The sequence below is a fragment of the Bartonella sp. AU15XJBT genome (assembly GCF_028618615.1).
In the GTDB taxonomy this organism is placed as follows: Bacteria; Pseudomonadota; Alphaproteobacteria; order Rhizobiales; family Rhizobiaceae; genus Bartonella.
In genome coordinates this window covers 41,242-61,093 of record NZ_JAQITG010000011.1, presented here as the reverse complement: position 1 = coordinate 61,093, position 19,852 = coordinate 41,242, and the positions used below count along the sequence as shown (strand labels likewise).

Genomic DNA, 19,852 nt, shown 5'->3' with positions numbered 1-19,852 from the left:
TATTTTAAAAAACGCTAAAATCCCATATTATAATAGGTTTTTAGAAATCTCTAAATCCCACAAAAAAACATAACATGACAAACAGAACAAGTGTTGGAGGGGCGCAATGTTAGAGTGTAAAGAGCCTGTTAGCTTAACATTCTTTTTTAAAATGATGAAGGCTGGAGTAGAGGGGCCAGTATATTGGTATTTTTCCACCATAACAAATGTTCTATAATCTTGTCACCATTGCAAATGTTATGGTGTTCAAACAAAGGATCTCATAGATTTGCGCTCTTTTCTTTGCGTGATAAGAAGAGTGCTAGGCAAAACAGTAAAAATGCAGCGATAGAAAATAGGAAGAATATGAAATATGTTTGGTTGAGGGAGAAGTATCCTTTTGTCAGTGTATGGAGCAAATAGCCAGCAAATACACCGCCCAAAGCACCACCTATTTGCTGTAATATGCGTGTGATCACCGCCGTATCTTTAACGTATAAACTGTTGACATATTGTATGGGGGCGGACAGACATACAATGGTGGTGATGCCAAGCCCTATACCCCTTAGTAAGAATCCCAGCCCATCCATGCTTATCGTATAGCCAAAGCATAATATACCAAAGCTTGATATCAGCAAACCAATTCCGATCATAAAAAAGGGCGATTTTTCTTTCCATTTCTGGTAAATAAATTTCCTGCCGATCCATGCTCCCACGCCTTGTAGAGCAAGGAGGGCACCGATGAGGAGAAGGCTCTTTTCATGGGGCTCTTCCGCGAGTGCTAAGGGGAAATAAACAAGAAAGCTATAAAAAAGAAAGGAAGCAATAAGCCCCATGATCATGAGCAATGTGTAACGTACATTTGTAAATCCACTAAAGATGATTAATTTGTTTTTTGCTTTCTGATTAGAAACAATGAACAATATGAGAGAGATTACTGCTATCAGTGCTATGATAGAGAGGATGTTGTTGTTATTGATGTTTCTAGCTTCTGTGAGGTAAAAAAACGAAATAAGGGATAGGGAAAAGGTTAAAAATGCCAGTAAGTTAAATTTTGTTTTTTCTGTTTCGTTGGTTTTTAAATGTTTTGCTCCAATGGTGAGAGCCAAGAGAATAAGGGGAATATTGATAAAAAATAACAACCGCCAGGATACATACTGAGCAATTGAAGCGCCCACCAGTGGACCAAAGGCTGGAGCAAAAACCGTTGCGTTGGTACGGCTATGGTTCCCATGGCTTGGCGCACCCGTGTCTGTCCAAATTGTAAGGCGATAATAGTTTGGCTTAGGGGCAATAAGAGACCTGTTCCAAAACCTTGAATGATACGGGCAGAGATAATGGTTTGAAAATTATAGCTTAATCCTACTCCCAATGATCCAAGCATAAAAATGCAGTTTGCAAGCAGCCAAGTTTTTTTGATTCCTATTCTCCCTTGCATAAAAGCGGCCATCAAAAGTCCGGGCACGGTGGCGAGAAAATAGGAGGTTACAATCCATTGTATATTATTTTCTCCCGCTGAAAAATAATGCGCAAGTCTGGGGAGGATGACATTAACAATGCTTCCATCGAGCAAGGGCAGTATACTGGAAATAATGACGGTATAAATGACATACTTTTCTGATTTGCTATAGGAATCTCTCTTTTGCATTCTTATGCCCCCTGCGGATGTTCTTTAAAATATTGACTCCCCATAAATCATAGGTTTTGAGAATGAACCCCTGTTTGTGAGGACTGTGATATCGGGGTGAATGTGATTGGAAGCGCTGATGATTTACCCAATGCTCCTCTCTCAATATTCTCCTTGCGTATCCCTCTTTCCCTCCCAAATGCAACTATTGTTTAAGCTGATCTTGGTGAGTTTAGCGAGGAGTCTGTTTGCTGTCAATTCTCTCTGCATGGGAGAAAAACAGATGTCTGCTCTGCTCCAAAGGTCAAATGGTTTGTCGTTTTTATTCAGTTTTACGAGCCTGTTTACATTCTGAGGTGAAATTATTGGGATTTACAAAAATATCAGGATTACCGGTCGCTGTTCGAAGTATGCAAAAAAACAGAAAATTAGCCGTCAACGAGAATCTCACCAACTCTATCGTTTGATTGGGGGGGGGACGGTATAAGCTTGAACAAGAGAAGTAAGGCGTAGTATTTCTGAGGTTGCATCACAAGAAATAAACACTTTGTTCTTTTAAATTTTTGAGTTTTTATACATAGTAACAATTGTATAAATGGCTTTAAGCAGTTTATAAGAAAAGTTATATCAAAGAGGCTTAATCAAAGAGAGCATTTTTTCAGGTTTGCTTTTTTTCCTTTTTCATGAAGAGCAGGAGAGAGAGAAGAGCAGCACTGAAAGAGGCAATACTCAACATTTGCCAAGCGGATAAACCAAAAACAGCTTTGTTGTATAAGAGAGAACCGAAGTAACTTCCTGCCATTCCTCCAAAAGCACTTGACAAACTCATGATGCCAAAAGCACTAGCAATAAGGCGTTCATCTATATTTGTGGCATCATAATCGAGGCGTATGCGCATGATGATTTCAGAAAAGGTAAAAAGGATGATTGCTAAGAAGAGGCACAGATAAGAATGATCAAGAGTGTGGAGAATAAAGAATGAGAGCCCAAAAAATACAAAAGATAATATTATAGGCATTTTAGAATTTTTCCTACAAGACCATCTTGAGATAGGTATTTGGAAAAAGATAACAATAAGGGCATTGAGGAGAAAAATGTATGAGGGGGCACTTCTCCCAAAAGTTTGGTCACCAAACAGAGGGATCGTGACTTCGAGTTGTATGTAGAGAAAGGTAAATAAAAACGTAAAAAATGTTACACGAAGCATCATCTTGTTGGTAAGCAGTTTTTGAAAATCAGAAAAATTTATTTTACTGAGTGTGCTGGTACCCGGACTTTCTTTTAATGTGCAGTTGAGAAGAAATAATAAAACAAAAATAAACCCAACGAGGCTAAATAATAGATGAGGATGAATTTTTAAAATGAGCATTCCAAGTAATGGGCCAATGGCTGTCCCTATGTTGGCAAAAATCGCTCTGGTGGCTAAAATATCAACTTTGTCAGCTGTCGAGACGTTTTTTACTAAAAAAGATTTTGCAGCAGGAAAATACATACTGCTTCCTAGTCCGATAAAGATGCAGGAGAGGAGCAGGATATAAAAATTATGCGTAAAACCAATGGTAAGATAACCTGGAATCCGCATTGCTAAACCCAAAAGCATGGTTTTTTTGATATGCACATAATCGGAAAGTATTCCTCCTAAAAGGGAGCCTGCTCTTTGGCACCAAAAAGCTGTTCCCATGATGCTACCTACTTCTATTGCACTGAGGGAATTCAATTTGCTTAAGTAGATCGCCAAAAAAGGAACGACCATAAAGACTCCAACATTGCTCAAAAGAGTGGTGATGAGAACAAGGTGTACGCTTGCCTTGAAACTGAGAATTTTACGTAACATTTAATTTTTCCACCACAATATTTATTTTATTTGCTTTAGAGGGTGTTTTTAATAACGCTGTTTTTGCAGCTATACCAGTGGTAAATAAAATCCTGATACAGAGGTTGGTCCCATGAGGCTGAGAATTTTGTTCCTGTAAGATGTGAGGTGAGAGGGGGGCGTGTACTGTATATTTCTAAGTGTATATGCTTAAATGTTCCTGTTGTTTTGGCAGTGAGAAATTTTGACCTCTGTATTTTTTGAGTGCCTATTCTTTGCTAAAGCGTACAGATGGCTTTTCCCTTTTTGGAGATGCACATTCTAAAAATCCTTGGGAGATATTTTAAAAGGGAGATATTTTAAAAGCTTAGCAAAGTGCTTTACCAATTTGTCCTCTTGGCTCGCCTTGGATTTCTTTTAACAACTGCAAACCATACGTTTTGGATCCAATTCCATATGGCTCTTTAAGAAGGACAGGGTAGGAGAGGTCATGTTCTGCTTGGAAAGCGTCACGTTTAATAACAGTTGCTTGTCCTTTTATTGAGATCTTTTTCCAAAAAGATTTTTCTTAGCTGTGTTTTGTCTCTACAGATATTATTTGCATAAGCATTTGGGGTTTTACATTTAAAAGAGCAGAGACTTTGTTGACATTGGCTGCCCACGTATCTGTAAGGTTGATAATTTCCGCATGATTAAATGTATCGCATTCAATAGCAGTAAGATATTTGCTTTTTATATACCTCAGTTCATGAAAATACATCTCTTTATTGAGGGTAAGGAGATGTCATTGAATATCGAAATCTTCTTCTTCGATAAACCTAGCCAAATGTTAATGCTTTAACAAAGAAAAAATCCATTCTTTATTTTATCTTAATGAGAATTATTTTGTAAAAAAAGTTTCAAATACTGTTTATTTTTTATTCCATTCGAAATGCAACCATGGAAATGCACGTTGTACGCGTGCTAAGAAGAAAAAACTATGAAGGAAAGAACAATGAACTATAAGGATTTATCTGTGAAGCTATAATCTTAACTTATTTAATTTCCACTAAATCATCATTAGGGACTATAGGGTATTCAGATGTTTGGACAAAGAGATTTTATTTAGGGGATTTTATTTTTGCAGAGCTTGAAGATTGAATAAATTGAGCTTTACTCATAAAGCAAACATGGAAAAATTGAGATTTATTGATTATATCTTTTATCAGATAAGAGGATGAGAGTGATGATAAAAGGGCGTTTCTTTCAAAATTATAACGTGAATCAATAAACAATAAAACGCCAACACCATTTTCGCATTGATTGACTATAATGAGCTGAATATCCATAGCCGAAATATCGCTGCCTAGAAGATTCAAGGTCTTTGTGAAATCGTGTACAGAAATTGAAGTTCCCATGATATTATAAAAAGATGGTGTTCTTCCTTTGAGGTGTAAGTTATGTCCACGGTAACCACAGTTACATGATTGATGATAGACAATATGAACAACGTCACCTGTGGCGTGTTCAAGTAATGGTACATCATTAGGATAAAAAACGGATACGATTAATTCATCATTTTCAGGATTTGATTTTATTTGAATGTGATCATAAAGATGATAGATGTCACCTCCAAGTCCAGAACACTGGAATCCTATTGGACCAGTTTCTTGAGTGGTAAAGCTAAGAGGTTTTACCCTTAAGTCAGGGATTATATCTTTTATTTTCAAAAAAAATTCACCTTGAAAGGCTTCTTTCAAAATAGAATAGGTTTTTTAGAGATTTAAATTTTTGTTTCCGAGATATCGTAATAAGTTTATCCGCAAAACTTGGCAGGAAAATGATGGTGTCGATAGAAAATTCTTCGATAGCTGAGCTCAAAGTTTCAAGATCAATCATAGAGGCAAATGGATAATATGGTACTTTGAGAAGGCGACAAATTTCATGGGTAAATAAAAATCCCCCCCATAATCCTCCAGCTGTGAGACAATTTGCAACGGCGTTTACAGAGCAATCTTTAAAGACAGTTTCGAGCTTCTTTGCCGCAGAGTGTGTTACAAACTCATAATTGAGCCATTTATGGCGAAGTGTTTTGGGCACCCTTGTTGTGCCCCCAGTAGCAAAAATTATATGTGACATTGAAGTTCCTTATTTTTTTTAGTTTGCATGAGGCAAAGGCAAGAAGCAAAGGCGGAGACACCAACAATCATGCAAAAGGTGAAAGCGATATGCTGGTTGAAATGGCTGATGATCCATCCACTTGTCCATGAGCCGGCGGCTTGGCCAATATTTGAAACAACAAGAATATAACTAAAAAGAACACTGGAAGAGACGGATGCAGTTTTTTTCCCTGCTTGATAGTATATCTCTGGAATTATGACAGATTCATAGACACTGTAGGAAATTAACGCAGTCACAGCGGTAAAGACACTACCCATGAGGAAAAATGCAGCGAAAGTTCCCATAAGCCATAATAGGTAGAAAGTTGATTTATCAGAAAGGCTAAGATGTTTATTGATTATTCCCTGGCAGATACAAATGCTGATGCCAACAATTGAAAAGAAAATCCCACTATAAGGAGCGAGATTACTGTCAAATTTATTGAGGAGTGTTGTGGTGGTGATGAAAATTCCCATGAGGAATGTACAAAGAAAAGCCGTGACCAGCAAATAAGCAATAGAACGATTATGGATTATTGTTTTTAAAGAAGAAAGAAAAGGCTTCTTTGTTTTTTTATCCTTTTCAAGAGATAATGTTTTATGGGGGTAGTGATAAACAATTTGAATGGATAAAACACAAAGATACAAACCAATGAGTGCAAAAAAAGCCATGAGAAAAGCTGATGCGTTGTATTTTATGGCACTCATTGCAACGAGAGGGGCTATAACGACGGCAGCGTTTTGAAAAAAAGAATAGAGAGTTAATGCGCGTTTAAGAGTACTTCCATTGAGATGTTCTGATAAAATTTCTCTCAAAAATGGCTTTGAAATTGCTTTCGAAAAAGCCATTAAGGTAAAAAAGATCAACCATGCAGAAGGTGTAAGCGATAAGATAACGTACAGAAAAGCTATACTCCTTAAAATAAAGGCGGTAGCCATTAAAAGTTTACGCGAAAATCTTTCTAATAAACCCGTTGTGGTTACCATGAGAATGCTTTCAAGGATTACTGATCCAGCGAGATACAATGCAATATTGGCAGCAGTTATGAGAGAAGAGTTTCCAATCAGAGGCAGTACAAAGAAAAAGGAAGATTCAGAAAGAAAAACGGCGCTATAAATGAAACAAGTTATTTTATTTTTGCCCATGGAATTTCCATAGAAGTGTCGTTAAATGATCAAATACATTTTGTTGTATCTTTTTAGGGAGTTTTATGAGCTCTGTTTTTGCTGTACACATTTCGTTGAAATCGTATCCTTCCTGATTTACAAGCCAGTCCACTGCAAGAATATTGTTTTTTCTACGATATTTTTAGAAAGAGTAATCATTTTAGGATAGAATTTTTCCTTACCATAGGTGCTTATAAAAGTTTCTTTTGTCAGAATCGTACTTTTGCTGCCATGTGCAGCATTTCTAATAGTGTCGTTTCCTTGAGGTATGCGGAATTTCATAAAAACTAATTTTCTTGATAGGAATGAAATATGACAGAAGGGGGATCGAGAAAAATAGTGTTTAACTTTAACGCAAGCTGATCAAATAATATACATTTCGCACACGTTTGTGCGGTTGCATATTATACACCAAATCTCTCTACGGAAGACTTTATGGCATCATTTCATACTGGGGGACGTTGTAGCCTCAGATAGGAACATGACATAAAATCAAAAATTTTCCCTGATTGAGCAACAACATTGCGCCCTGATGTTCGCGCAACAATTGGGAAGAGCATTGAGATCTTGATCCCATATCTGCTTCTGATGATTTTGACTGTTCCTAATTTTCTTTGATCATCACTTAATACTCCACGTTTTTGTTTTTTCCCATTGCATTTCTTATGAGGAGTGTGCTCTCATCTTCATAGATTGTCAACATATGAATGAGATGAATGATTTTGTAAGTTTTTCATGAAATTATATTTTTTTAGTGGAAGGTTATGCATTTGCTTGAAGTATAGAAGAAAGACGATTGCATTAATTAATCTTCATTCAATTCTCTTTTGAGAGCATGCGCTGATATTTTCCCCCATGGCGTTGTAAAAATCCTCTCTCAACGAGGGTGCGTCGTAATCTGGCAAAATCTACAGTAAAGAGATTGCATATCTTGGAAACTTCTGTTTCACTATAGATTTTTTCCTTCTGAAAGGCTTCACCAATTTTTGATAGCATCTCTTCTGTTTCTAAATGGCGGTTGCTTAAATTTTCCCTGTTCCGCTCATTTTTACTTTCGAGCATTTTCCACGGTGTCTCTTCCGTTTGAAATCCTGCAGTTGTATTTTGAATAAGACCAAGATTCAAAAGACGATTGATCGATTTGTGAATAGTTTTGGCATCACAATCGACAGTTTTTAGGATATCAGAAAGATTTTTTGCACCAAGGATAATAGCAGCGTAAACAGTGCGCAGTGCTGGTGAAGTCATGGCAGAAATCAGTGAATTGGTCGTGTTGCGTTTGTGAAGTGTTTCTTGTCCCATGGGCAAAAGATCATTGCGAAGGGGCAGTTCATTGATCTCGATGAGTTCTGCTTGGAGCGATTGTGAGCGTACAATTTGCTCAGTAGGGGTGCGTTTGCGAATAATCCCCAGACCATTTTGGCGATATTTGTGATTTTCGGGAAGGGTTAAAGCTTCATAGGAGCCATCAAGGCGGTAGAGAATTTCTTCCCACAAAGGGGTTCTAACGCATCTAACCCGTTGAGCGCCATTAAGAGCAACGGTTGTTGTCATGGTTGGTTCATGCAAACAGAGATAACCACCAGCGGTGATGTGTTCCCAAAGGGTTATAACAAATCGTACATCATCTGCGGGCGTTCCAGCATCAAGCCAAGCAAAATCTATTGGTCCCCAAGATTTGAGAGTGCTTTCATCGAGAGAGAAGAAATTCTCATTCATAAATGTTACCATGTTTTTTTCAATACGCTCGTCTTGGAGTAGTTTTTGCCATGCTTCTTCGGCTGATTGGCCTTCTGCTGAAAAATCATCAATGGTGATAAGTCGAGGTTCGTAATTTTCAGGAATCCCTGAAGGATCAAGTAAAGCTGTACGTTCTTCCCAAGTGGAGGATTCTAAAAGTTTTTTATCTTGTTGCCATGCTTGTTTTGCTTTTTGCAGTGCTTTAGCAATCAAGCGCGTACTATCCCCCGCACCGATTTCAATGACTGTGCGTGGTCTTGCCATTTGAATGAGCGTGTAAAGAAGCTCAATACTGTTTTCTGTTCCCATACCGGGTCTTATCAGAGGCATCTTTTGATCCTTATCATTTTACCAAGCGTAGCATTCCTGCTTTGATGAAAAATGTTGTTGTTTGTTCTATGGGGTGTTGAAGATGTATTTCTGTTGTGGCTTTTTGTAAGAGAGGTTTGGTTTTTTCATTCAGCCGGATTGTGCGTCCATTAAGTTGATTAATGGCAAGGGACCCAAGAGAAGAATTGACAATACGACATGTTGACTCTCGTAAAAGCGCTGTTGCATGATCTTTTGAAAAGGCTTGTTGATCTGTTTGAATGAGACCGTGTCGTAGCAGTGATATCAAAAGATTGTCTGCGTCAAAAAGGCAACCATTGAGTTTGATTTCTTTCAAGGATTGGACAGAACAGCCCTCATGAAGCGCTGTAAAGGTTTCTACATCAAATCCACCAAAAGCTCTGCTTTTGATGGAAACAACGGTGATAGGTTGAAGTTGGCGTTTGCCAATGAGTGCCGGTTTATTTTTTATTATCTGTACATCTTTTTCCCATTGAACGTGTGCTAGGGAGTCTAATTTGCGTGGGTAAACGGTAAAAGAATTGATTGCTATGGGTGGTGTGGGTTTTTGTAAGGCAAGGGTGTGGATGTTTTCATTCAAATCATGTTGCAGGGTTTCTGCTAATTGCCATACATAACCGCCTGTTCCATGGTAAAAATTTAAGCCTATAGGATCTTGTTGCATGATGTTATCGGTTTTTTTTTGCTTTAAAATATCAAGTTTTGGCAATGATTGTTCGCTCCTCCACACGGGAGTGGTTTATTAAAATTATATTGGTTGTTATAAAGACGCATCGGAGATACAACGATTTGATCGGATGATAATTGTCATGTCATTTCTAGGGCATGTTTTTTAAGAGACAAGGTGGTAAAGTTTGTTAAGCATTCTCCCATTCCTTTTTTTGCAGAGCGCTGTTGACGATAAAGCCTAAAATGCCTGTGATCATGGTAATGATGCTGATGATAAGGAGTGTGTATTGGGTGTGATGCACTTTTACAAAACCTGCACTGATAAAACCAATGCACACGGCTGTTTGTATGATGAAGATATAGGCGGGCATTTGACTGTTTCGTTGTTCTTTTGGGATGGCTTTCATCATAAAACTTGCCATGAGTGCATTTTGCACACCGTTGGCACTCCCAAGGATAAAAAATGACAGCATCATGAGCCATATAAGTGGTGTTAAGGAAAAACAGAAAATGGCCAAACCAATGATTGCGGCAGCCAGTGATGCTCCAGCGGCATTGCCAAGGCGGTGGAAAAGGCTAGAGAAGCAGAGTGGACCAACCACAAGGCCAAGACTGATCATGCTGCTGATCATTCCATAAGTTTGTGCACTGAAGGATAGCTCGGTGCGGATGCGGACAATCGACAATACATTGAGGGTGGAGGTGAGGATGATGGTAATGATGAGGGGGGCAAGAGCAGAGACAACCTTTTTTTTACGCAAGAGCCCTTTTAAATCTAGTCCCTTTTTGGTTGGCTGTGTTGTGCTTGTTGTTGGCACATGCATTTTTAAACTTTTAAAACAGCAAGTGGTGATTAAGGCTGCACAGAGAACCATGATGGATAGTGCAAAGAGCCCTTTTTGCCCGTTTGATAAACCATACAACATGCCTCCTAACAGTGGTCCAGCAATATAGCCAAGATTACGAACCGTTTGGACAATGCGGTTGATACGGTCTAATTGCTGATCATTTTTTGCGAAGTCAGGTACCGCAACAAGAATAGCAGACCAAAAGATTGAACCAGCACAACCTAGTGCGAAAGAAAGGGCAATATAAAGCCAAAACTGGTTGGCGATTGCAGCTGTGGCTATGAAAAGCGCTTCAAACAATAAAACAACAGTGACTGTGTGTACTGGTTGGAAGTGATGCAAAAGACGTGGTGCAATGGGACCTGCGCAAATTCCTCCTATAAGCCCTGCAAAAAGCAGCATTGAAATGGAGGCTGTACTTTCTGCTAAGTGTAAAGCAAAAGTGACTTGAGCCGTTTCATCGGCAAAGCTGCTAAGAGACAAAACGAACAAAAGTCCCATATGGGCGAAAATTATAGATTTTTTCTTTGTCACAATGCCCCCCAAGATGCTAAAGCTTTTACGGCTTTTAAAATTTCCTCCTGCGCATATCTGTAGGATTTATCATTTAATTTTGCTAGATCTAATTTTTTTCCGGATGAAAGTTGGGAAAGGAAGCTCTCTAAATGAGAGCTATACTCGAAACTGGCACAATGCCCATTTGCCGCGATGAGGAGTTCTTTTGTTTCTAGTAATGGTACCCATTGGAGGGTCGCGAGTGGGTGAAGAGTGATTTCACTTTCAATTTCGGAGACGTCAATAAGGGGACGACCGACACATAAACGCGAACTTGTATCGTTAATTAATTGAAAAACCAGCATATGGCGTTTTAAGGTACCATGTGCGATGGCAGAGTTTAGTGCGGAGTGCTGAAAAGCATTATCAGGGTTTAAATTTGCTCTTCCTGATGTGCGGATATCATGTCGCGTTCGATCATCAAGATGGAGTAAATGCGTGACATAATCTCTATGGTGTTGTGCATCGTGTGCTGTTTCCCAAAAAGCGACATTGATATTTACAGCAATCTTTTCTTCCGTTTCGGCAACATGGAAGGCATCATGGGGAAAATAGGCAACGCGGTCTGTCAGATTTTGCAGCGCAATTGCTGTTGTTTTATGTTGCTCATATTCAGGATATTTTAGCCCTTGGAGGTCTCTTCGTGTGCTAGGCCAAGCAAACATTGTTTTGCCATCCTGTAGCGTAAAACCAAAATTATGGGCGTGATCCACATGGACCCCAACATAGGTAGAAGCATATCGGCCTATGAAGCAGTCAATATCCACGCGTCCACCGGGTCTAAAACCTAAAGAATGTGCTAATTGATCTGCAAACTGTTTTGTTGCATCCCACAGTGCAGGGGTCGCAGCGTATAACCCATAATACATGACCGCCCATTCTTGCCCTTCGGCATATTGGTCAATGCGGGCAGTATATTCTTCTATAGTTCTATCCGTATCTAAAACAAGAAAGTTTGGAAGAGGATGTGGACTCCGTACTCCATTAACCACTGTTACTACTTCGGATTTAGGATTAAGAGCTAAGAGTTTATGAGGATGTAGAGCGTATTGTCTTAAAGCACTCAAAACATCCCTTTCATCGAAAGGGATGTGTGAAATTGATAATTCAGCTGCTTGCTTAGCCCAAATTTTTTGAGAAAAGCTCTCTGAAAATAACTGAAACATGCTATTAAATAAGCTTAATTTTTAAAGTTGGATGTATAAGAAGATTTGCATCAACAATACATCATTAAACTTCCAACAAACCATTCATATCAAGCTCATCTTGATAAACTTGAACATTGCTGCGCTGAGCATATTTACTATTCATCACAATTGGCACAACTTCCTCAGCAGCCAATTCAATAACATCTTCTACTTCATTAAGTGAAATATTCATATATTTCCCCCCTTATAGTTGATAAAAAAATCACTGATAACCAAAATAAAAAGATTACCATTCATTTCACCTTAGCATGGATTTTATTTTTATCAAATACAATGTTGATTGCAAAGAGCATTTTAAATAAGAGGGTTGAATTTTAGAGTGATCAAAAAAGTTTCACAAAAAAGCTGCACTATGCGTGCAGCTTTTTCTCGGTTTGCTTTAGAGGTAAAAGTCTTAAAACTTGAAAGTGTCCTTACGGCTTCTGTAACCATAATAACCACAAATACTGGAAACAAAAGCGCCTATCAGACTGCCTAAAAAGCCCCACCATCCCATCTTTGAGGCTGTGTTCGTCACTTTCGTGGCTGTGTTTTTTGCACCCTTGATCGTATCTTCAAGATTGTCAGAGAGACTTTCAGCTCGTTCTTCCAGCGCTTTTATCGCATTTTGCGTTTTTTCCTCTGCACTTTGATAAATATGAAGGGCACGGTTGGTTGCTGTTTGTGCATCTGCACGGGGCATGCCATCTTTTATGAGAGCATTGATGATATCGCCTCGATCAAACTTTGTCGTGAGATCTTCTACACGATCAGAAAGACGTTCACCAAGATTTTTTAAAGTCTGGCGGTAGTGAGAAGGGTCCTTTTTAAAAGCTGTTATCGCAGAACCAATATCATTGAGTGCTGCTTGATAAGATGTTTTTAAGCGCTCAGGGTTGAGAGCAGGTATATCGCTTTTATGGAGAAGGGTGCGCAATTCATTGCCAAGTTGGTCAAAATTGATGCCACCATCGCTGTTTTTTGTCAAAAACTTTGCAAAATCTTCACTGTTTAATTTTGTAAGCAGGGGGGAAATATTTGTTTTGAAACTGTCTATGGTCTTTTCGATCATGGAGCTGTTTTCTAGGGCTGTTTGAGCTCCTATTTTTGCTGTGCTTGAAACCACATGAATGGCTTGGAGGGTCATAAGAAGTGTTATGAGAGCCCAGGTTAAGAAACCATGAAGAACCCCAGCGGTTTCGGCAAAACGCCCAGCCACAAAGCCTCCCAAAGCAAGACTTATCAGCATAACGATAAGAGAGCCAATGCTAAAGGAGAGGAAAGAGCCTTCAAAAGGGGTTGAAGAGGTAAAATCCATTTGGCTCAATCCTAATGCTCCTACCAAAAAAGAGAGGCAGATTGAGGTTGCAAGAGCCGTTACCAGTCCGGCAAAAATGGCGGACCATGAAATGGGTGTTTGAAAAAAAGGATATTCTGTCTCTAGGGATGTCTGCCCTAGAAAATTCGTATCGAAAGGTGTGTTTTCAGGAATGCGGGTTTCCATGTTTTATCTCCTTGAATATGCTGGAGATACAATGCCTTATTGTCAATTATGTTCCAAAATAGATGGATAGGTGCTGAAAATGAATAGAAAAGGCGCTTTAACGTTTGTGTTATGTGAGGAAAAACGTTGGTATATAGACAATTCAAAAGTTCTAACTTATGCCTAAAGAAAGGCGTGTTTCTCCCTATGGTGTATATTATCATTGCATCTTTTACGGGAGAGAATAAATTTGAAAAATTGAATGCTGTCGTTTATTGGCCTCTAGCTTATAAAGTAAGTAGAATATATGCTTAGAATATTACTGTTTTTATGGGAGGAATGTTTTATAAAACAGAGCTAGAAAGTCAGGCGTTAGGGCAAAAATAGATATCAACTCAGAATATTATAAGAGCTTATGAATTAAGTTAAAGAAGAAAGCGTGTTAACTTTTTGTTCTATAATATTTGTCAATAAATGAGACGGTAATTTTTGTTATGTTTGTCTTAAATAAAAAGTTTTTATGAAATAAGTACAATATATTGGATATTGGGTTTTTTAGTGTTTTGCAGAAGTGTCATTATACTCTATGAGTTGATAGACTTAAACGCTTTACAATAATGATGTATGTTGATAGGGTTCTTTAAGCTATTGTTGTGTTACACGCTGTATTTATACCATAGTTTTTTTGGGGGTAGAGACGTCAGAGATTGTTTTTCTGCTTTGCATTTTATCGATCAACTTTGATGAATCGTGTATAGAAAGTGGCATTATTGCTGTGGAGAGAGTGTGTGCTTTTGCTTATGATATTGATGAAAAAAGAAGCGGAAGATTACAGCAAAGTGTATGTTAAAGAAAAGCTTATTCATGGGGTAAATTTTTGCCTGTGAAGCATGTAGAATAAAATTTTATTGATTAAAAAATAATAGAAATTTAATTTGATAAAGTAAAATAATAACACTTTTAATTATGATTATTTATATATATAAGAAAAAGTGTAATTATATCTGTTATTTTTAATTGATTATATTCAATCTATAACTTTAAAAGTGTGACTTTATTTATGAATAGTAAATATACTTTGCAATTTATTATACTTATTGTGTGTTTATCGACAGGGGGATTGATCTCTACCGATATTTTTTTACCAGCACTGGCAGATATGCGTCAGTATTATCAAGTGACACAATCTCAAATTCAAAGTGCGGTGGCCGTTTTTTTGTTTGCATTGGCACTTGGACAGCTTATTTATGGACCGCTGAGTGATAATTTTGGGCGTAAAAAAACACTTCTGTTAGGCTTATTCTTGTGGTTATTTACGACAATTAGCGTAATTTATACAATTCATATTCAGGCTTTTCTTGTCTTACGTTTTTTGCAAGGGCTTGGAGCTTGTGCGGGGATTGTCTTAAGTCGCGCGATTATCAATGATTTATTGGATAAAAAAGCAGCAGGAAAACTTTATTTGATTGTTTTCCCTTTTATTGGAATGTCACCAGCACTTGCACCTTTTATTGGTGGTCTTTTGATACAAGTTTTTCATTGGCAGGCGACTTTTATCTTTTTAAGCTTTTTTATATCCTTGACTATTTTGCTGTGTTGTTTTGTGCTAACCGAAACTCTTCCTCCCCAAAAGAGACAGCCTTTTTCTCCAGTAGGATTTATGAAGGGATATTGGGGCGTTCTTAAAAATAAACAATTTATTTTTTATGCACTTATTCCGTGTTTTTCTTACGCTGCCTATTTTGCTTATATCGTGGAGTCGCCTTTTTTACTCACGACTTTGGGTTTATCGCCAATACATATTAGTTATAGCTATATTGGTGTCTCGTTGCCCTATATTTTAGGGAATTTTTTAGCGCGATGGTTTTTTGAACGCGAGTCTATGGAAAAGACTGTGGGGAGAGGGTATATTATTTTTGTTATAGGCGGTGTGCTTTTTGCTTTGCAAATGTATCTAAGTCCATGGCCTCTTGTGACAAGTTTTATGGCTATTGCTGTTCTTACTTTTGGCAATGGTTTTTTATTGCCGTTAGGGACAGCGCTGGCTATTTCATCGCATCCAAAAGCTGCGGGAGCGGCTTCTGGTGTTATGGGCTCTTTGCAATTAGGAAGTGCGGCACTCAGTGCAGCGGTTATCGGAAAAATCTCTGGTCATAGCCCACGGGCTATGGCAACTTTGTTAGCAGTGTGTTGCATGATTGGTTTTATCATTTATATTCAAAAAGCGCGTCATTTTATGACTTCAGAAGTAAGCTGAGTGAAATGATAGAGAGTATTATGCATAAATATTTCTGATGTTTTACACAAATGGGGACTTTCTCATTGAATGATTTTTTTTATTTAGTTGTTTGATTGAGAGGGGTTAAAATTGGTCATAAGCTTCGTTTGGATTTGACAAATTGGCTGTTATGGGAGGATTTTATGGGTGTAGAGTTTTTAACATACCCGTATTTTCATGACATTTGGGGGACAGCGTGTTGGCTTTAATGTATTTTTTGAAGCAAGAGAAGGAATTGATTAATTGAGTCTTCCTGTTGTTATTCTTTCTCCTGTAATGCCAATTTGGAATGGGGGTGCTTTTTGTTCTCCATTGACAAAGCTATGCGAGACAAAAGGGTTTCAAGTGACGCTGCTGGATACACTCTCGCTTTTTCCTAAGAGTGCTCATTTTCTCAATCATTCTGCTATTGAAACGGTATCTTTTATAATAGAAAAATTGGACAAGTATTTTAAAGAGCCTGCGGTGCTTGTGGGATTTTCGATGGCTGGCATGTTGGTACAAATATTGGCAGCACGGCTTTCCAATGTTCAAGCGGTACTTGCTGTCAATGCACCCGGTTATCCAGATAAGCTTTTGCAACAACGCCTTGGAGATATTTTGATTCACTTAGAAAATAATGATTTGTTGGGCGCTTTGGAAATGCTCAATAGTTTTATGCATCCTTCTGGCGTTGTGAAAAAAAGAGTTGCCTTGGAAATTCCACAAGATCAAAAAGGCCTGGCCATTGAACGAATGACAAGAGGATTTCAACTCTTATTGGCATTGGATGCTAGAGATGAGATTGTTAAGTATAAGGGAAAGTTTTTAGCGTTGGTGGGTGAAAAATCGCAACTGGCAACGGTTGATAATCAAACAAAAAGCCAATGTGTTAATCATGAATATCGAATAATTTCTGGGGCTGGTACGCGTTTGTGGGATGATAATCCTGTTATGACGAATGCAATCGTTCGTGAATGGATGGAGGGAGTATGAAAAAGAAAGTTCTTGTGTTCTCGAGTGATGGGCTGGGACCAGAAATCCGTGAGGGAGCGCGTTGAAGGTCTTAGAGCCCATGACTGTTGCCCATTGAATTCACTTATGGTGATATAGGGCGTTAGCTTGGTAATATGGGACTGTTAGCTTATGGCGATATGGGGTGGGAATATTGGAAGCAGGAAGGGGATTATCTTCTCTTAGGCGCTTGGTAAAAAACTTCGGAATGTGATGCTCTTTTGCTTGGTGCTATAACAGATCAAAGAGAAGTAGAAAAATTCTTTTCTCCTCATTTATAGAGAGCGTCAGTCTTCATATCTTTCTCCTGTTCTTCTCTGGAGCCAAAAGTTAGGTCTGTTTGCGGATAGACGTCCCGTAAGATCCCTCATTGGTTTTCAGCGGCATTTTATTTTTTATATTATCAGCGAAAATACTGAAGGTTCATGCTCGATTGGATTTTCGTGGTATCACTTTTCTAGCGCTCAAGGTTGCAATGGATTTTGCTATTTAGAGAAGGATAAGATATATGCATCATACAATGTTGTTTTTGTCTATTATGAGAAGTATTTTTACTTCTTATCTCCAGTGGCTTTTATCTCTATGTTCATTTGTGCTTTTGATGTGCAAATGAATGGCTTTGATTTATTCAATATAAGAAGATTTAAGATAAAAGAAATTTGACTGTATTTGGCTCTTCCATCTAAGCTGCGCAAAAAAGATTAATGATCATTACAAATGAATATGTTATCTTTTATTTAAGAGCATATGAAAGTAATCTAGAGACTTTGTGTTTCTTAAGCTTTGTAAATAATTGATATTCTTTGTAAATCAGAGAGAGATGTTGTGAAAAGACAAGAAGCAGTGTCATTGATAGAAAAGCTTTGCAAATTTTATTGAAAAATATGTCCGTGAAGCGTTGATTGCAAATCTATACCGTTCAGTTATCTGGTCATAATTTGCTGTAAAGAGCTCATAAAGTGTTTCCTTTATGCTTTTGTGTAGATTACACGATAGTTACGTGTTTGCTTCAAGGCGAGATATTGCTCAATTTGATAACAGGAACAGTTCTTTTTTTTGTAAGATGTGAAGATTTAAGAAGTGATCGTTTTGCGCTTTTATTTTCTTTTCGATTGATCATTATGTGGGAATTTGTGTGGAAAATATTTGATGCGGTGTGTTTGTGGATGTTGTCAAAAACATTTTATACATGTGTTAAGGAGAAATAAAAATGGGTCTTGATTGTTGGTAAGAGTGTTGATGTTGTGAATGAACAAATTTTTGGCGTAATTTTTAGTATCTAAATTACAAGTTCATTGCACATCTTTTCAACGGTTCGCGTCCTATCTGTTGTGATACGAGGTGGTCTTTTAAAGCGAAAAAGGAAGGGCTTTTATGTATCGGATTGATTACAACAGTTATCGTTCTGTCAAGAGTTTTAATCGTCGCGTTCGTTTTCTTGTCATGCATTATACATCTCTTGATTTTAAAGCTTCGGTTATGGCTCTTACAGGGGAAAAGGTTAGTGCACACTATCTTGTTCCTGATCCTTCAGAGCAGACATATCGTGAGGCAGGATTTAAGGATATGCGTATTTTTAATCTGGTTGATGAAAATGAGCGTGCATGGCATGCGGGTGTGAGTTCATGGGCTGGGCACAGTCATCTCAATGATGCATCTATTGGGATTGAAATCGTTAATTTAGCGACCGGTCATTCTGATGCTTCAGAAGAGACCGTTGAGTTAGTGGATCATCATAGCGAGGCGTTTAGCTTTCCCCCTTATAATCCAATACAAATTGATGCCGTTAAAGAGCTTGCATTGAATATTCTTCAACGCTATCCCGATATTATGCCAACGGATGTGGTGGGGCATAGTGATATTGCCATTGGGAGAAAAAGTGATCCGGGAGCAGCTTTTCCATGGAAAGAACTTTATAGGGCAGGTATAGGGGCATGGTATGATGATGAACTAAAGAGTCATTATCAAGAACAATTCTCTAAGAGTTTTCCCTCCAAAGAGGAGGTTTTGGCGAAGCTAAAATGTTATGGCTATGATACTTCAGCTGCGTGTACTGAAATAGGATACAAAAATTTGATCCGAGCTTTTCAACTTCATTTTCGTCAAGAAAATTATGATGGGATTCTCGATGTTGAAACAGCGGCAGTTCTTTATGCGTTGGTTGATAAATATTTTCCGTAAATTCAATATTTTTTAATTGAAAATATGGTTACGATTGTGTGTGAGCGCTTTTTGTTTCTTAAGGTATTCTGCTTTTGCTGATTGGCTTCATATAAATAAAGAGCACTTATCGTTTTAAAATCGTAAGGCGTTTTATGGAAATATAATTCTATAGAAAACTTTATGATTTGCAGAGATTAAGCCTTGTTGTTTCTTTGTCCTAATATTCTACTTCTTTTAAAAACGTGTAAAGTTAAGGTGCTGAGTATAATGGGGGCGTGCTGCTCATGCAAGATAGAATGCTTCAAACAAAATAGACTTCTATTGTATGTTTACCTGTTCGTTTTAAAAAATATTTTTCAGTGTGTGTCACACGCACAGATTTTACAAGCGCCTTCGTAAAGATTATAAAATTTTTTGTAAAGTGTGTTGTCTCTTGTGCCTTATCATCCTTACGTTTCATAAAAGAGCAAGTTGGCACTGTTATACGCTTTGCTCGCTTTCAGTGTTTGCACGACAGCCTTTGACATTTGAAACGGTTCATAGGTATTTGTCTTTCTTTCTTGTTCAGTTTTTATTTATACGTCAATCCTCCTTGGGATATGCAAGGGGATAATTTTGATTGATTCAACATAAACAGGCTTGAAATGAGAGAATCTTATGATATTCGGGACTCTCATTCAACATGCAAAAAGTAAATTATCTTTATAAATCAATGCATTTAATGTATTATTCGGTTATGCTGTAAAACACCGTCTTTTAAGATGGCGATTCAGGTTCACAAAGAAATACAACACTTAATTTAAGTATTTAAAATAGAGGGTGGCAATATTCAGGATGGGACTTGTTTGTAGAGCCTTATGC

At 37.9% G+C, this 19,852-nt stretch carries 13 protein-coding genes and 1 pseudogene; 3 read left to right on the top strand and 11 right to left on the bottom strand.

The genetic code is table 11. The features are described from left to right. Positions 1-260 precede the first annotated feature (260 nt). The 11 genes and pseudogenes from PVV57_RS06415 to PVV57_RS06360 all read right to left on the bottom strand — a co-directional run bounded on the left by PVV57_RS06415 (position 261) and on the right by PVV57_RS06360 (position 13,578). Positions 261-1,627: pseudogene (locus PVV57_RS06415) on the bottom strand (MFS transporter). A gap of 637 nt (positions 1,628-2,264) precedes the next feature. Further along, positions 2,265-3,440 carry an MFS transporter gene (locus PVV57_RS06405; protein ID WP_273718887.1) on the bottom strand — a complete coding sequence of 392 codons (1,176 nt, stop codon included), beginning with the start codon at positions 3,438-3,440 and terminating at the stop codon, positions 2,265-2,267. Positions 3,441-4,519: 1,079 nt separating this feature from the next. Beyond that, complete coding sequence (locus PVV57_RS06400; protein WP_273718886.1) at positions 4,520-5,128, bottom strand: hypothetical protein; 609 nt, start codon at positions 5,126-5,128, stop codon at positions 4,520-4,522. Between the two features lie 7 nt (positions 5,129-5,135). Further along, positions 5,136-5,537, bottom strand: a complete 402-nt coding sequence (locus PVV57_RS06395; RefSeq protein WP_273718885.1) for a hypothetical protein — start codon at positions 5,535-5,537, stop codon at positions 5,136-5,138. Then, positions 5,525-6,703, bottom strand: coding sequence for an MFS transporter (locus tag PVV57_RS06390; RefSeq protein ID WP_273718884.1), 1,179 nt, complete (start codon positions 6,701-6,703; stop codon positions 5,525-5,527). Before PVV57_RS06390 ends, PVV57_RS06395 begins: the two co-directional genes overlap by 13 nt. 837 nt (positions 6,704-7,540) lie before the next feature. Continuing rightward, a complete protein-coding gene (locus PVV57_RS06385; RefSeq protein ID WP_273783682.1) occupies positions 7,541-8,794 on the bottom strand; it encodes a DUF2087 domain-containing protein in 1,254 nt (417 codons plus the stop codon). A gap of 13 nt (positions 8,795-8,807) precedes the next feature. After that, positions 8,808-9,479, bottom strand: coding sequence for a hypothetical protein (locus PVV57_RS06380; RefSeq protein ID WP_273783685.1), 672 nt, complete (start codon positions 9,477-9,479; stop codon positions 8,808-8,810). Between the two features lie 193 nt (positions 9,480-9,672). Then, on the bottom strand, positions 9,673-10,866 hold the full coding sequence (locus PVV57_RS06375; RefSeq protein WP_273783680.1) for an MFS transporter: 1,194 nt from the start codon (positions 10,864-10,866) through the stop codon (positions 9,673-9,675). After that, on the bottom strand, positions 10,863-12,053 hold the full coding sequence (locus tag PVV57_RS06370) for a hypothetical protein (protein ID WP_273718881.1): 1,191 nt from the start codon (positions 12,051-12,053) through the stop codon (positions 10,863-10,865). The genes PVV57_RS06375 and PVV57_RS06370 overlap by 4 nt, the downstream gene beginning before the upstream one ends. 64 nt (positions 12,054-12,117) lie before the next feature. Then, complete coding sequence (locus PVV57_RS06365; protein ID WP_273718880.1) at positions 12,118-12,267, bottom strand: hypothetical protein; 150 nt, start codon at positions 12,265-12,267, stop codon at positions 12,118-12,120. A 222-nt stretch (positions 12,268-12,489) separates the two neighbouring features. Then, the gene (locus PVV57_RS06360; protein WP_273718879.1) at positions 12,490-13,578 is read right to left on the bottom strand and encodes a TIGR04086 family membrane protein; all 1,089 of its coding nucleotides are present in this window, start codon (positions 13,576-13,578) and stop codon (positions 12,490-12,492) included. 1,039 nt (positions 13,579-14,617) lie between these two features. Here PVV57_RS06360 and PVV57_RS06355 point away from each other — a divergent pair. From PVV57_RS06355 to PVV57_RS06345, 3 genes are all read left to right on the top strand, one after another. After that, positions 14,618-15,814, top strand: coding sequence for a multidrug effflux MFS transporter (locus PVV57_RS06355; RefSeq protein WP_273718878.1), 1,197 nt, complete (start codon positions 14,618-14,620; stop codon positions 15,812-15,814). 264 nt (positions 15,815-16,078) lie between these two features. Then, a complete protein-coding gene (locus PVV57_RS06350; protein ID WP_273783679.1) occupies positions 16,079-16,810 on the top strand; it encodes an alpha/beta fold hydrolase in 732 nt (243 codons plus the stop codon). A 1,392-nt stretch (positions 16,811-18,202) separates the two neighbouring features. Continuing rightward, on the top strand, positions 18,203-19,009 hold the full coding sequence (locus tag PVV57_RS06345; RefSeq protein WP_273783677.1) for an N-acetylmuramoyl-L-alanine amidase: 807 nt from the start codon (positions 18,203-18,205) through the stop codon (positions 19,007-19,009). Positions 19,010-19,852 lie beyond the last annotated feature (843 nt).